We start from the raw sequence: 13780 nt of genomic DNA, 5'->3' as shown, positions 1-13780 counted from the left end.
CCGAGCGATCCGCAGGGCTTGCCTCGGCACTGAGTGCGGGAGCCATGGTCGGGGCGATCACGCCCGAGCGATCCGCAGGGCTTGCCTCGGCACTGAGTGCGGGAGCCATGGTCGGGGCGATCACAACAGCGACGCCTCGTCGGCCTGCATCGAGTGGTAGGCGCTCCAGGCCGAGTGGTCGGTGAGCGAGGCGACCTGGTCGACGACGGCCCGCAGGCGTCCGGCGTCGTCGGCAGCCTCGCGGTGGTCGGCCAGGAACATGCGGTCCATCGCCTCGGGCTTGTCCGAGAAGTACTCGCACAGGGTGGTGAGCACCCGGGCCTGGATCCGCTGCAGGCTCAGGCGTTCCTCGGCGACCATGACCGTGACGGTCGCCAGGCCCTTGAGGACGGCGATCTCGTCGCGGGTCGCGTCCGGGACCACGAGTTCCCCGTCGTAGCGGCCCAGCGGTTCCCAGCCGTACTCCTCGCGGGTCGCGGCCTCCGCCGCACCCACGAACCGACCGATGAGCTGACTCGTCATGTGCTTGAGCCCGGCCTGGGCACGACGGGACCCGTCATAGCGGTCCTTCGGCCAGTAGCTGGCCCGGCCCAGACGGTGCAGCGCGGAGGTGATGTCCTCGTCGCGCGCCTCGGGCAGGTACCACGAGCGGGTGATGTCGATGAGCCCGCCGAGTGCGTGGTCGTTGTCGTAGGCGTGGAGGTCGAGCGCTCCGGAGAACACCGCGTCCTCGACGTCGTGGACGGAGTAGGAGATGTCGTCGGCGAGGTCCATGATCTGGGCCTCCAGACACTTGCGCCCCGGTTCACGACCCTCCCGGACGAAGGCGAAGGCCGCCTCGTCGTCCTCGTACGTGCCGAACTTCGTCACGGTCGACCCGGCCTTCGTGGGGATCGGTGACTCGGACCGGGTCCACGGGTACTTGGTGCACGCGTCGAGGGTGGCACGGGTGAGGTTGAGGCCGGCCGGACCCCCGTCGGCGCGGAAGACCTTGGGCTCCAGGCGGGTGAGCACCCGGAGGGTCTGGGCATTGCCCTCGAAACCGCCGATGTCCGCGCACACCTCGTCGAGCACCGTCTCACCGTTGTGCCCGAAGGGCGGGTGGCCGAGGTCGTGGGCGAGGCAGGCGGTGTCGACGATGTCCGGGTCGGTGCCGAGGTACCTGGCGAGTTCCCGGCCCACCTGGGCGACCTCGAGGGAGTGGGTGAGGCGGGTGCGGCCGAAGTCGTCGGTGCCGGGGTCGACCACCTGGGTCTTCGCACCCAGGCGGCGGAGACCCGAGGAATGGAGCACCCGGGCACGGTCCCGTTGGAAGTCGGAGCGGCGCGGGTTCTTGGCCGCCTCGATCACCCAGCGTTCCCGGTCGTGGGCGGAGTACTCGGCGACCTCGGAGTTGAGCACTGCGGTCACGGGCTCACCCACCGGACACGTCGAGTTCGGCCAGGGCGAGTTCCGCCTTGAAGCTCTCGGGCATCTGCCGGGACTCCAACCAGCCCTCGGGCAGGTGCGGCTTCTTGGGTCGGGTGGTCCGCCCGCGCGACCCTTCCGCGTCGGCACCCGGGTAGGGCGCCGAGTGGTCGAGGGTGTCGAGGAGTTCGCGCAGTTCCTCCAACGAGGAGACCATGGCGAGCTTCTGCCGGATCTGCCCACCGACCGGGTAGCCCTTGAAGTACCAGGCGATGTGCTTGCGCAGGTCACGAACGCCGCGGAACTCGTCCTCGTAGTACTCGGTGAGGTACACGCCGTGGGTGTGGACCGCCTCGGCGACCTCACCGAGACCCGGACGGATCCGCTCCTCGGAACCGGCGAGTGCGTACTGGAGGTCACCGAACAGCCAGGGGCGGCCCTGGCAGCCGCGGCCGATGACCACACCGTCGCAGCCGGTCCGCCGCATCATCTCGACGGCGTCCTCGGCGGCGAAGATGTCGCCGTTGCCGAGCACCGGCACGGCGTCACCGATCTCGTCCTTGAGGCGGGCGATCGCGTCCCAGTCGGCCTTCCCGGAGTACAGGTCCGCGGTCGTGCGCCCGTGCAGCGTCATCGCGGCGACCCCTGCGTCGCGGGCGATCCGCCCGGCGTCGAGGTAGGTGAGGTGGTCGGCCGTCACGCCCTTGCGCATCTTGATGGTGAGCGGGACGTCGCCCTTCGACGCCTCCTTCACCGCGGTGTTCACGATCGCGGTGAAGAGATCGGTCTTCCACGGCAGCGCGGAACCGCCGCCCTTGCGGGTCACCTTGGGCACCGGGCAGCCGAAGTTGAGGTCGATGTGGTCGGCGCGGTCCTCCTCGACGAGCATCCGCACCGCCTGCCCGATCGTCACGGGGTCGACGCCGTAGAGCTGGACGGACCGTGGGGTCTCGTAGGGCTCGTGGTGGATGATCCGCATGCTCTTCTCGTTGCGTTCCACGAGGGCCCGGCTCGTCACCATCTCGGTGACGTAGAGACCGGCGCCGTACTCGCGGCACAGGCGGCGGAAGGCGGTGTTCGTGATCCCGGCCATCGGCGCGAGCACGACCGGCGAGTCGAGTGCGATGTTGCCGATCGTGAGCCCACGCGGCACGAAGTCCGGGGTCGCGGGCCGGGTGACCGGCGGGAGGTCCCGCTCGGTCACGCTGATCGTCTCGTCCGGGTGCGTCGCAGTCACAGGGGTCACCCGGTGATTATCCCACCGCGCGCAAGCCAGTCCACATGGGACCCGTCACGTCCGGCGGGCGGGGTCGGTCCCGCACGGTCCCGCAGGAGGGATCAGTCCCGCCAGAAGAAGTGGTGGCGGAATCCGCTCGGTGCGTCGACCGTCTCCCAGGAGAACCGGTCGGTGAGTTCCTCCGGTCGGGTCCACAGTCTCTCGCCCCGGCCGATCTCCACGGGCGCCTCGGCGATGTGCATATCGTCGACGAGGTCCGCGGCGAGGAACTCCCGCACGGTCGTCGGGCCACCGCCCAGGCGTACGTCCAAACCGCAGGCCGCCTCCTTCGCCCGCTCGAGGGCGACCTCGGGGGTGGCGGTGAGGAAGTGGAAGGTCGTGTCCGACAGTTCGATCGAGGGACGTGGATGATGGGTGAGGACGAAGACCGGGGTGTGGAAGGGCGGTTCTTCGCCCCACCAACCCTGCCAGTCGAGGTCCTGCCAGGGTCCGCGTTGGGGTCCGAACTTGTTCCGCCCCATGATCTCCGCACCGATGTCCCGCGTGAAGTCCCGGGTGAGGAAGTCCTCGAAACCACGACTGCCGCCGGGATCGGTCCGATTGGGCCAGTGCGCGGTCGCGCCCGCCCAGGACATGAGCACGGACGGGTCCGCATGTCCGAAGGGGCGTTCGAGACTCTGCCCCTCGCCGGCCCCGTAGCCGTCACGCGTCACGGTCATGCAGTGGACGCGCAGGCGTTGCGCCCGGTGTCCCTCGGTCGCCGCGGTCATCAGACTCCTCCTTGAGCTCGACACCTCTCACGCTACGCCCGATCCGTCCCGTCCGGTGCCGGAACGGACCTGCTTTTCCCGGGGCGCCCCGGAAGCAGACGGGTCACCCCGCGGTTCCCGTCTCCAACCGTGCCGGGTCGTCCCGGAGGTCCCCGACGTGCCAGGTGGCCGTGAGGTCGAGCTCGTCGGCGAAGGCCGTGTCGTGCGTGATGAGCAGCAGCGCCCCGCGGTAGGCGGCGAGCGCCCCACGGAGCACCCGTGTGCTGGAGACGTCGAGGTTGTTCGTCGGCTCGTCGAGCACGAGCAGTCCCGGCGCGGGTTCGGCGATGAGGAGGGCGGCGAGCGCCACCCGGAAGGCCTGCCCTCCGGAGAGCGTCCCGCAGACCTGGTGCACCCGGTCCCGGCGCAGTTCGAGGGCGGCGAGCACCTCATGGATCCGGTGCGGCTCCGTCTCCGGCGCGACCGTGCGGAGATGTTCCATGACCGTCCGGTCGGCCGGCAGGCGGTACTGCTGGTCGAGCAGCCCCACCGGCACGTGGACGTCCCATGACACTCCCGGGAAGAGGCGCCGCACCCGGTCCGCATCGGGTCCGGTGCCGGTCGCGATCGCCCGGACGAGTGTCGACTTCCCCGAGCCGTTCGGTCCGTCGAGGCGGATCCGTTCGGGTCCGACGATCGCGGCGCGCGGCTCGGTCCCCGTCCCGGTGACGCACAGCAGGTCGAGCACGCGCCGGTGGCGGTGGACCTCGGTGGCGGGCAGCTCGAGGCGGATCTCCGCACCCGTCCGCAGTGCGTCCTCGGCCTCGTCCAGGCGGGCGAGCGCCGCAGCCTCGTCGTCGGCCTTCGCGCGGGTGGTCGACCCCGCGGTCTGCTCGGCGGCGTTCCGCCGGGCGTTCACCAGGATCTTCGGCATTCCTGTGGCCGCCTTCCGACCCTGCGCCGCGTGACGGGCGAGCTTGGTCTGCGTCTCGATGCGTTGCCGTTTCTCCTTGGCGTGGTCCTTCCTCGCATCGGCGATCCGCTGGCGCTTCACCTCCTCCTCGTGGGCGACCGCGGCCTCGTAGTCGTCCCAGTTCCCGCCGTACACACGCAGTTCGTCGGTGAGTTCGACGATCGTGTCGACCCGCCGGAGGAGGTCGAGGTCGTGGGAGATCACGAGGGTCGGGCCGATGCGTCCGGCCAGGAGGTCGAAGAGTTCCCGGCGCCCGGCGGCGTCGAGGTTGTTCGTCGGTTCGTCGAGGACCAGCCAGTCGGCACCGGCGAGGATGCCGGCGGCCAGTCCCACCCGGACGGCCTGACCGCCGGACAGGGTGTGCAGTTCTCGATCGAGGAGCGGTTGACGGTCGAGGAGAGACGTCCGGTCGGGATCGGATCGCTCGTCGCGGTGGTCCTCGTCGTCGAGTCCGACCCGGGCGAGCGCGGCGAGTGCGCGTTCCTCCAGGTCCCAGTCGTCGCCGACGAGGTCGAGGTCGTCCGCGGCCATCTCCCCGCCGAGTACGCGGCGCAGTACCGCCAGGCGCTCGGCGATGCCGAGGGCCCGGGCGACCGTGACGTGCGAGGTCGGCAGGAGCTGGTCGACGAGGTGGACGCGACCCGCACCGGTGATCGCACCGGAGGTCGGAGCAGGTGTTCCGGTGAGGAGCCGGGCGAGCGTGGACTTGCCGGTCCCGTTGTCGCCGACGAGGCCGACGAGCCCGGCCGGGATCACGGCGGCGAGGTCCCGGAACACGGGTGTGCCGTCGGGCAGGAGGTACGTGAGGTCGGTGAGGGTGAGCGAGGATGCGTGGGCGCCGGTGTGGGACATGGAAGATCTCGTTTCGTGAGCACACGGATCCGCCCGATGTGGTGGGGTGCTCACGGAACGATCACGCAGCACTCCTGCGGGCGGAGAGGACTCGGAAGCGAGGTCTTACTTCACGAAAAGACCCTTCGTCGACGACACGGCCCCTCCAGGATACGCCGTGACCGCGGTCTCCGCCCGTGCGATCCATCGCAGTTCATCCGCGGCCCCTCCCCGCGTCACCTGCGCACACGTAGGCTGAGCCCGGTGTCGGCGGTCCCCCTCGTCGGCGTCTCCCCAGTCCCCGCCCCCGTGAAAGGTGCCCCGCGGCGTGTTCATCGACCAGGTGGTCCCGGGCCTCATCGCCCTCGTGCCCGTGTTCGTCGCCGTCGCCTGCATCCTCCTGCGGATCTCCCCGATCGTCTCCGCCGGACTCGGCGTGCTCTCGGCGCTGACCGTCGGCATCCTCGTGTTCCCCGAGCCGCTCGTGGTCTGGGGCACCGGTGTCCTCCTGCAGTCGCCTCTGTGGGTCGAGGTCGTCCTCATCATGCTCGGTGGCCTGTTGCTCGCCCGGGTGCAGGAGGCCAGTGGGTACATGCGCACGCTCTCGGCCTGGTTGTTGCGCTCGGTGCCGGGCCCCACGGCCGGCGCCGCGCTCGTCGTGTGGGGCATCGTCCCCTTCGCGGAGACCGTCACCGGCTACGGGGTCGGGGTCACGATCGGCATCCCGATCCTCGTCCACCTCGGCTTCCGTCCCCTGCGTGCCGCGTTCCTCGGCGTGCTCGGCATGGTCATGGCGCCATGGGGGTCCATGGGCCCCGGCACCCGGATCGCCGCCGGCCTCGGCCGGGTCGACCTCAAGGAGATCGGCATCGAGGGCGCCTGGATCAACGCCGCCGCGATCCTCGTGACCGTCGTCGTCGCCACGTACACCCTCCGGTTCCACCGCAGGGACCACACCGAGAAGATCATCCTGTGGAACTCGCTCGGTGGTGTCTGCCTGTGGGCCGGCATCCTCGTGGCGAACGTCCTCGTCGGTACTCCGGTCGCCGGCGTGCTCGGCGGCCTGTTCGTCATCGGCGTGATGTTCCTGGTCTTCCGGCTCCAGCGCAACGACGTCCACATGAGTCGCCGCGTCGTGCTGGCGATGACGCCCTACCTCGCGCTGCTGCTCGGCAGCGTGACGGCCTCCCTCCTCGCGGACATCCTCCTCACCGCGTTCGGTCCCGCGCTCACCACCGTGCTCACCTCCCCCGCGCTGTGGCTCGTCGTCGGCGGCCTCACCTCCCTGTTCGTCTCGTCCCGCCGCTGGGGCGGGCAGCAGCCCGAACCCTGGGACGTCGGTTCGACGATGCTCACCGTGGTCCGCGCCTGGGTGCCGGCGGCCACCGCGACGCTCGGGTTCCTGTTCCTCGGTTTCGTCCTCACGACGACCGACATGGCGGCGGCCATCGGTGGGCTGCTCACCCTCACCGGTCCGATCGGCTTCCTGTGGGCCGGCGGCCTCCTGTCCGTCCTCGGTGGGGTCGTCACGGCCTCGGGCACCGGCACGAACGCGATGTTCGCCTCCACCTTCGGTCTCGGCGCCGACACCCTCGACATGGACCGCACCCTCGTCATGGCCTCGATGAACGGCGTCGGCGCGATCGGGTCGAACGCCTCCGTCGGCCGTGCCCTTCTCGCCTCCCAGGTCGCCGGCGCCACGCGGAAGCAGCGCGGCACGCTCCTGTTCTACCTCCTCGCCTGGGTCGCCGGCGTCTACCTCGCGATGCTCGGACTCGTCTCCCTGATCCTGGTGGCGGGCTGACCCACACCCCTGTCCCCGATGTGACCCACGCGATACTCTCGGGCCATGACGGCCTCTCACACCTACCCCTCTCCCGACCCCGCCGCACCGACGCCTGCCACCCTCGGTGAACTCCGTGCCTCCGGGCACGAGTACCGCCCGCTGCGCACCGAGATCCGCGAGAACCTGCTCGCGATTCTCCGGGCCGGTGCGGACCCCTGGCCAGGCCTGCACGGATACGACCGCACCGTCGTCCCACAGCTCGAACGAGCGTTGCTCGCCGGTCACGACGTCGTGCTCCTCGGCGAGCGCGGGCAGGGCAAGACCCGCCTGCTGCGGGCCGTCGGGAACCTGCTCGACGAGTGGACCCCGGCGATCGCCGACTCGGAGCTGCGCGAGCACCCGGAGCACCCGCTCACCGCCGCCTCCCGGGTCCGGGTCGCCGAGGCCGGGGACGACCTGCCGATCACCTGGATCCACCGGGCCGAGCGGTACGTCGAGAAGCTCGCGACCCCCGACACCGCGGTCGCCGACCTCATCGGTGACGTCGACCCGATGAAGGTCGCCGAGGGCCGGTCGCTCGGCGACCCGGAGACCATCCACTTCGGCCTCGTCCCCCGTTCCCACCGCGGGATCGTCGCCATCAACGAGTTGCCCGACCTGGCCGAACGCATCCAGGTCGCGATGCTCAACGTCATGGAGGAACGCGACGTCCAGATCCGCGGGTACGTGCTCCGACTACCGCTCGACGTCCTCGTCCTGGCCAGCGCCAATCCGGAGGACTACACGAACCGCGGGCGGATCATCACCCCGCTCAAGGACCGGTTCGGGGCGGAGATCCGCACCCACTACCCCACCCGCCTCGACGCGGAGGTGGCCGTCGTCGCCCAGGAGGCCGACCTCGTCGCCGAGGTGCCCGCCCACCTCCTGGAGATCCTCGCCCGGTTCACCCGGCGCCTGCGCGAGTCCGCCGCGGTCGACCAGCGCTCGGGTGTGAGCGCCCGGTTCGCGATCGCCGGTGCCGAGACGATCGCGGCCGCGGCCCTCCACCGCGCGGCCGTCACCGGTGAGGAGACGGCCGTCGCCCGGACCGTCGACCTGCGCACCGCCGTGGACGTGCTCGGCGGGAAGATCGAGTTCGAGGCCGCCGAGTCCGGCCGGGAGGACGAGATCCTCACCCATCTGCTGCGTGCCTCGATCGCGGACACCGTGAAGGGGCGGTTCGACGACCTCGACCTCGATCCCCTCGTCGAGGCGATCGAGGCGGGTGCCATGGTCGTCACCGGCCCGAACGTCGCCGCGCAGGACTTCCTCGCCGGCCTGCCCGCTCTCGCGGCGGGAGAAGGACAGGGCGCCTCGGCTGCGGACCTGTACGACGCACTCGCCGCGCGGGTGGACGACGGAGAGGCCTCGCCCGGGCACCGGGCGGCGGCGATCGAACTGGCCCTGGAGGGCCTGTACCTCACGCGGCGGATCGGCAAGAGCAGCGACGGTGACGAGAGCTTCTATGTCTGAGACACCCATGCCCGAGCGTCCGGGACCGGGTCGGGACGGCCCCGGTCGGGCCCGGTTCCTCCGGTACAGCGGGGGTGACCCGCTCGCGCCGCCGGTCGACCTGCGGGCGGCCCGGGACGCGATCGGGGAGTCGGTGATGGCCGGGACCTCCGCCGAGGGTGCCCTGCGGGAGTTCCTGCGCCGGGGTGCCCGCGGTTCGCCGGGGCTCGACCAGATGCGGCGGAAGGCCGCGCAGAAGAAGCAGGAACTGCTGCGTCGGCACGACCTGGGCGGGACCCTGGAGGAGATCGAGGAGCTGCTGGAGAAGGCGGTGCTCGCCGAACGCGGGCAACTGGCCCGGGACACGGAGATGGACGAGCTCGACCGGACCTTCTCCGAGATGCGGCTGGAGAACCTGCCGGCCTCGCCCGCGGCCGCGGTGAAGGAGCTGCGCGACTACGAATGGCACTCGACGTCCGCGCGGGAGGACTACCAGCGGATCCAGGACCTCCTCGGCCGCGAGATGCTCGACCAACGGTTCGGCGGGATGAAGGAGGCGCTCCAGGACGTCACGGACGCCGACCGGGAAGCGATCACGCGCATGATGCGCGACCTCGACGCCCTGCTCGACAAGCACCGGCGCGGCGAGGACACACCGGAGGACTTCGCTCGGTTCATGGCCGAACACGGACGCTTCTTCCCGGAGGCGCCGCGTGACATCGAGGAACTCATCGACGTGCTGGCCACGAGGTCGGCCGCGGCCCAGCGGATGTTCAACTCGATGACGGAGGACCAGCGGCGGGAACTCATGGAGCTCTCCGCCCAGGCCTTCGGCAGCCCTGAACTCATGGAGTCCCTGTCCTCCCTCGACGAGCACCTGCAGGCCCTGCGCCCGGACGAGGACTGGACCGGGTCGAACACCTTCTCCGGGGACGAGGGGCTGGGCTTCGGCGAGGGGATCGCCGTCATGCAGGAGATCGCGGAGTTGGAGGCCTTGGCCGAACAGCTGTCCCAGGGCTACTCCGGTGCCCGCCTCGACGATCTCGACTTCGAGGCGCTGGCCCGGCACCTCGGGGAGGAGGCGGTGGCCGACGCCCGGACCCTCCAGGAGATCGAACAGGCCCTGCGCCGCGAGGGCAGCCTGGAACGCGACGCCTCGGGTCGGTTGCAGCTCTCGCCGGCGGCCCTGCGCAAACTCGGGGCCTCGCTGTTGGCCGACATCGTCCGCGCCCGGGAGGACGCCCGCGGCCGCCGGGAACGCCACTCCCCCGGATCCGCCGGGGACCTCACCGGGGCCACGCGGCCCTGGGAGTTCGGCGACACCGGCGCGTGGGACATCCCCCGGACCGTCCTCAACGCGACGCGGCGGCGGGCCGGGGAGGGTGACGGATCCGCACGGCTCACGCTCGACGACGTCGAGGTGGCCGAGACGGAGTCCCGCACGAAGGCGGCGGTCGCGCTGCTCGCGGACACCTCGTTCTCGATGGACCTCGACGGGCGGTGGGTACCGATGAAACGGACGGCGCTCGCCCTCCACACGCTGCTCACCACGCGGTTCCGCGGGGACGATCTACAACTCATCGGATTCGGGCCGCTCGCCCGGGAGATGGAGATCGAGGAACTCACCGCGCTCGAACCCCAGTGGACGACGGGGACGAACCTGCACCACGCGCTGCTGCTGGCCAACCGGCACTTCCGCCGGCACCCGCAGTCGACGCCGGTGCTGCTCGTCGTCACGGACGGCGAGCCGACCAGTCACATTGAGGCGGACGGGAGGCCGCGGTTCAGCTACCCGCCGCTGCCGCAGACGATCGCGCTCACGGTGCGGGAACTGGAGACCTCGGTGCGGCTGGGCGCGCACACCACGTTCTTCCGCCTCGGCGACGACCCGGGGCTCGCGCGGTTCATCGCCTCGATGGCACGGAAGGCCGACGGCACGGTCGTCGCCCCCGAACTCGACGAACTGGGTGCCGCGGTTGTCGACTCCTATCTCGACGTCCGCGAGGGTCGTGTGCCCGGCCGCGCGGAGTCGACCGAGGAGCCCGGTGGGTTCTCAACCCGCGGCTTCTGGGTCGACGGGGCCTGAGGAACCACGAGGAAAACGTCGATCGATCAATAGAAATACAAGATCAGCCAAGGTTTCATCCTCAAATTCCATACCTCCCTCCAGGAATTTTATTCCTTTGGGGTCGGCACGTGCAGGGATTCCGAGGATATTCAGTATCGCGGCGCCTGCTTCATTGGAAGTGAACCGATCCACTTTCCGAACAGAACGTACCTTGACCACGTCGTCCAGAAATTCAGAGAGAATCGATGACGGCACTCTTTTCTCGAACGGCGGGCGGTCGCTCATACGATAGCTTCGGTGGCGATCGGCATGGAAGCCACCAAGGCCAAAGAAATGGCACCAACGGGGATTGAAGGAATCTTGCGCATTTTCATCCCACCTCCGGGATCGTGACTGCAATGATTCTTGTGCTGCGCATCACCATCGATGCGGTCGCCACCCTTCCATCACAGGTGTCCCACGTCAACCGTTCGCTCGGTCTCTGTTGCTGTCTCTCTCCTGCGTCCCGGAGGTCGCGGCCCACACCGCCAGTGCGGTCGTGAGCGGGACCGCGAGGACCAGTCCGGTCGAGGTCACGAGGATGCTCACCACCTCGAAGGACATCTGCCCGAGAGTGAGCGACTGCAGGAACCCGCGGGAGCTCGCACCCACGAGCACGAGTGAGGCGAGCGCCCCACCGGCGAACGCGAAGGCGATCGTGTAGACCGTCGAAGCGATGTGGTCCCGTCCGATCCGCATCGCCCGGGCGAACAGGGTCCGCGCGGACATCCGGCGGTCGGATCCCGCGAGTTCCCAGACCGCGGAGGCCTGCGTGATCGTCACGTCGTTGAGAGCACCCAGACCGGCGACGAGGATCCCGCACACCACGAGGTCCGCGGGGGTGATCCCGTACCCGAGCAGCAGGTAGGACTCCTCGGTGTGGATCCCGGCCAGACGCGCCCACAGGCTGAACACCCCGGCGAGAACTCCGGCGATCGCGATGCCGCCGAAGGTGCCGAGCAGCGCGACGGTCGTCCGCGCGGAGAACCCGTGGGCCAGGTACAGGACGACGAGCATGATGACCGCACTCGCCACGATCCCCACGGACACCGCGTCCTCGCCGGCCAGGAGCGACGGGACGAGGAACACGAGTACCACCCCGAAGGCGAGGACGAGCCCGACGATCGCGCGCAGCCCCCGCAGCCCGGCGACGAGCACGACGACGAGCGCGTAGAGCGCCGCGAGCACCCACAGGGGCACCGTCCGGTCGAAGTCGACGAACACGAAGTCCCCGGAGGAGCCCGCCATCGGCTGGGCCCGGACCTGATCGCCGGGAGCGAGCCCCGCCCGGATCGCCTCCGGTGGGACGACGAGGTCCCCGGTGTCGCCCACCTCGACGGGTTCGGAGGGCTCGTCGACGCCCGTCACCTCGACGGTGACGGCCTCGCACCCGGCGCGTTCGGCCTCGGGGCACTCGCGCAGGTCGAGACTCGTCACCCGCCCCGTGACGAACCCGGCACCCGCGGTGGTGGCGGCCGGGTCCCAGGAGGGCGCCTCGGCGACGGGGTCCCCTGCCCCCGCGGACCCGTCCGGCGACTGCGGACCGAGGCCGGGCCACAGGACGAGCAGCCCGATGAGTGCGAGTGCGATGCACGGGACCAGCACGGACAACAGGAGGGTCCACACCCGCTGTGTCACCCGGACACCGGCGGACGTGGACCCTCCTGTCATGTCAGCAGCCCAGGCCCTCGGCGAGGTAGGCCGGCACCTCGGCGATGGCCACGCGCTCCTGGCTCATGTCGTCGCGCTTGCGGATCGTCACGGCCTCGTCCTCGAGCGAGTCGAAGTCGAGGGTGATGCAGTACGGCGTGCCGATCTCGTCGTTGCGGCGGTAGCGGCGACCGATCGCACCGGCGTCGTCGAAGTCGACGTTCCAGCGCTTGCGCAGTTCCGCGGCGAGCGCCTGAGCCTGCGGGGAGAGCTTCTCGTTGCGGCTCAGCGGCAGGACGGCGGCCTTGACCGGGGCCAGGCGCGGGTCGAGCTTGAGGACGGTGCGCTTGTCGACGCCGCCCTTGGTGTTGGGTGCCTCGTCCTCGGTGTAGGCGTCGACGAGGAAGGCCATCATCGAACGGGTGAGACCGAAGGAGGGCTCGATGACGTAGGGGGTGTAGCGGTCGCCGGAGGCCTGGTCGAAGTACTCGAGCTTGGCGTTCGAGTTCTCCGTGTGGTTGCCCAGGTCGAAGTCCGTGCGGTTGGCGATGCCCATGAGCTCGCCCCAGGCGTTGCCCTGGAAGCCGAACTCGTACTCGATGTCGATGGTGCCGGCGGAGTAGTGGGCACGCTCGTCCTCGGGGACGTCGAACTTGCGCATGTGCGCCGGGTCGATGCCGAGCTCCACGAACCAGTTCCAGCAGTCCTCGACCCAGGTGTCGAACCAGCGGTCGGCCTCGTCCGGGTGGGTGAAGAACTCGATCTCCATCTGCTCGAACTCGCGGGTCCGGAAGATGAAGTTGCCCGGCGTGATCTCGTTGCGGAACGCCTTGCCGACCTGGCCGATGCCGAAGGGCGGCTTCTTGCGACCGGCGGTCACGACGTTCTTGAAGTTCACGAAGATGCCCTGCGCGGTCTCCGGACGGAGGTAGTGCAGGCCCTCCTCGTTGTCGACCGGCCCGAGGAAGGTCTTCATGAGGCCGGAGAACTGCTGCGGCTCCGTCCAGTTGCCCTCCTGACCCGTCTCCGGGTCACGGATGTCCGCCAGACCGTTCTCCGGCGGGTGACCGTGCTTCTCCTCGTAGGCCTCCAACAGGTGGTCGGCGCGGTAGCGCTTGTGGGTGTGCAGCGACTCGACGAGCGGATCGGTGAAGGTCGCGACGTGCCCGGAGGCCTCCCACACCTGCGTGGGCTGGATGATCGAGGAGTCGAGCCCCACCATGTCACCGCGACCGCGGACGAAGTTCTGCCACCACTGCTGCTTGATGTTCTCCTTGAGCTCCACGCCCAGTGGGCCGTAGTCCCAGGCCGACCGGGATCCGCCGTAGATCTCACCTGCCTGGAACACGAAACCGCGTCGCTTGGCGAGCTCGATGACGGAATCCAACTTCGATGCCACGTGATACTCCTCGTCATGGGCGGACGGCCGGCTGCCGACCGCTCGGGTGGGTGCGCGCCCCAGCGTAGTTCAGACCGCCGCCGAGGCGCCCGCCGGGTCCACGTGCCGACGCCGCCCACTCCCCGGCACCCACCCGACTGTGTCCCATCC

The 13780-nt window shown here is 70.0% G+C and carries 10 protein-coding genes; 3 read left to right on the top strand and 7 right to left on the bottom strand.

From position 1 onward, the window contains the following. Positions 1-120: 120 nt before the first annotated feature. From AAD496_RS09795 to AAD496_RS09780, 4 genes are all read right to left on the bottom strand, one after another. Positions 121-1410, bottom strand: a complete 1290-nt coding sequence (locus AAD496_RS09795) for a deoxyguanosinetriphosphate triphosphohydrolase (RefSeq protein WP_433913753.1) — start codon at positions 1408-1410, stop codon at positions 121-123. A 4-nt stretch (positions 1411-1414) separates the two neighbouring features. After that, positions 1415-2560 carry a tRNA dihydrouridine synthase DusB gene (dusB, locus tag AAD496_RS09790; protein WP_349828585.1) on the bottom strand — a complete coding sequence of 382 codons (1146 nt, stop codon included), beginning with the start codon at positions 2558-2560 and terminating at the stop codon, positions 1415-1417. 185 nt (positions 2561-2745) lie between these two features. Beyond that, positions 2746-3414 carry a dihydrofolate reductase family protein gene (locus AAD496_RS09785; RefSeq protein WP_349828514.1) on the bottom strand — a complete coding sequence of 223 codons (669 nt, stop codon included), beginning with the start codon at positions 3412-3414 and terminating at the stop codon, positions 2746-2748. Between the two features lie 103 nt (positions 3415-3517). Continuing rightward, on the bottom strand, positions 3518-5218 hold the full coding sequence (locus AAD496_RS09780) for an ATP-binding cassette domain-containing protein (RefSeq protein WP_349828513.1): 1701 nt from the start codon (positions 5216-5218) through the stop codon (positions 3518-3520). A 307-nt stretch (positions 5219-5525) separates the two neighbouring features. On the opposite strand from AAD496_RS09780, the gene AAD496_RS09775 reads away from it, so the two are divergent. The 3 genes from AAD496_RS09775 to AAD496_RS09765 are packed head-to-tail and all read left to right on the top strand — an operon-like array spanning position 5526 to position 10560. Further along, the gene (locus AAD496_RS09775; RefSeq protein ID WP_349828511.1) at positions 5526-7001 is read left to right on the top strand and encodes an L-lactate permease; all 1476 of its coding nucleotides are present in this window, start codon (positions 5526-5528) and stop codon (positions 6999-7001) included. Positions 7002-7046: 45 nt separating this feature from the next. After that, positions 7047-8495 carry a MoxR family ATPase gene (locus AAD496_RS09770; protein ID WP_349828510.1) on the top strand — a complete coding sequence of 483 codons (1449 nt, stop codon included), beginning with the start codon at positions 7047-7049 and terminating at the stop codon, positions 8493-8495. Further along, a complete protein-coding gene (locus AAD496_RS09765) occupies positions 8488-10560 on the top strand; it encodes a vWA domain-containing protein (RefSeq protein ID WP_349828509.1) in 2073 nt (690 codons plus the stop codon). The genes AAD496_RS09770 and AAD496_RS09765 overlap by 8 nt, the downstream gene beginning before the upstream one ends. Here AAD496_RS09765 and AAD496_RS09760 read toward each other — a convergent pair. The 3 genes from AAD496_RS09760 to AAD496_RS09750 all read right to left on the bottom strand — a co-directional run bounded on the left by AAD496_RS09760 (position 10528) and on the right by AAD496_RS09750 (position 13630). Then, complete coding sequence (locus AAD496_RS09760) at positions 10528-10827, bottom strand: hypothetical protein (protein ID WP_349828508.1); 300 nt, start codon at positions 10825-10827, stop codon at positions 10528-10530. The genes AAD496_RS09765 and AAD496_RS09760 overlap by 33 nt on opposite strands. Positions 10828-11004: 177 nt before the next feature. Further along, positions 11005-12252 carry a YibE/F family protein gene (locus AAD496_RS09755; protein ID WP_349828506.1) on the bottom strand — a complete coding sequence of 416 codons (1248 nt, stop codon included), beginning with the start codon at positions 12250-12252 and terminating at the stop codon, positions 11005-11007. Position 12253: 1 nt separating this feature from the next. Continuing rightward, complete coding sequence (locus AAD496_RS09750) at positions 12254-13630, bottom strand: glycine--tRNA ligase (protein WP_349828505.1); 1377 nt, start codon at positions 13628-13630, stop codon at positions 12254-12256. Between the last annotated feature and the right edge of the window lie 150 nt (positions 13631-13780).

It is taken from the genome of Brevibacterium litoralis (genome assembly GCF_040212315.1).
Taxonomy (GTDB): Bacteria; Actinomycetota; Actinomycetes; order Actinomycetales; family Brevibacteriaceae; genus Brevibacterium; species Brevibacterium litoralis.
Note: the sequence above shows the minus strand (reverse complement) of the source record. Positions and strands in the feature narration are given on the sequence as shown.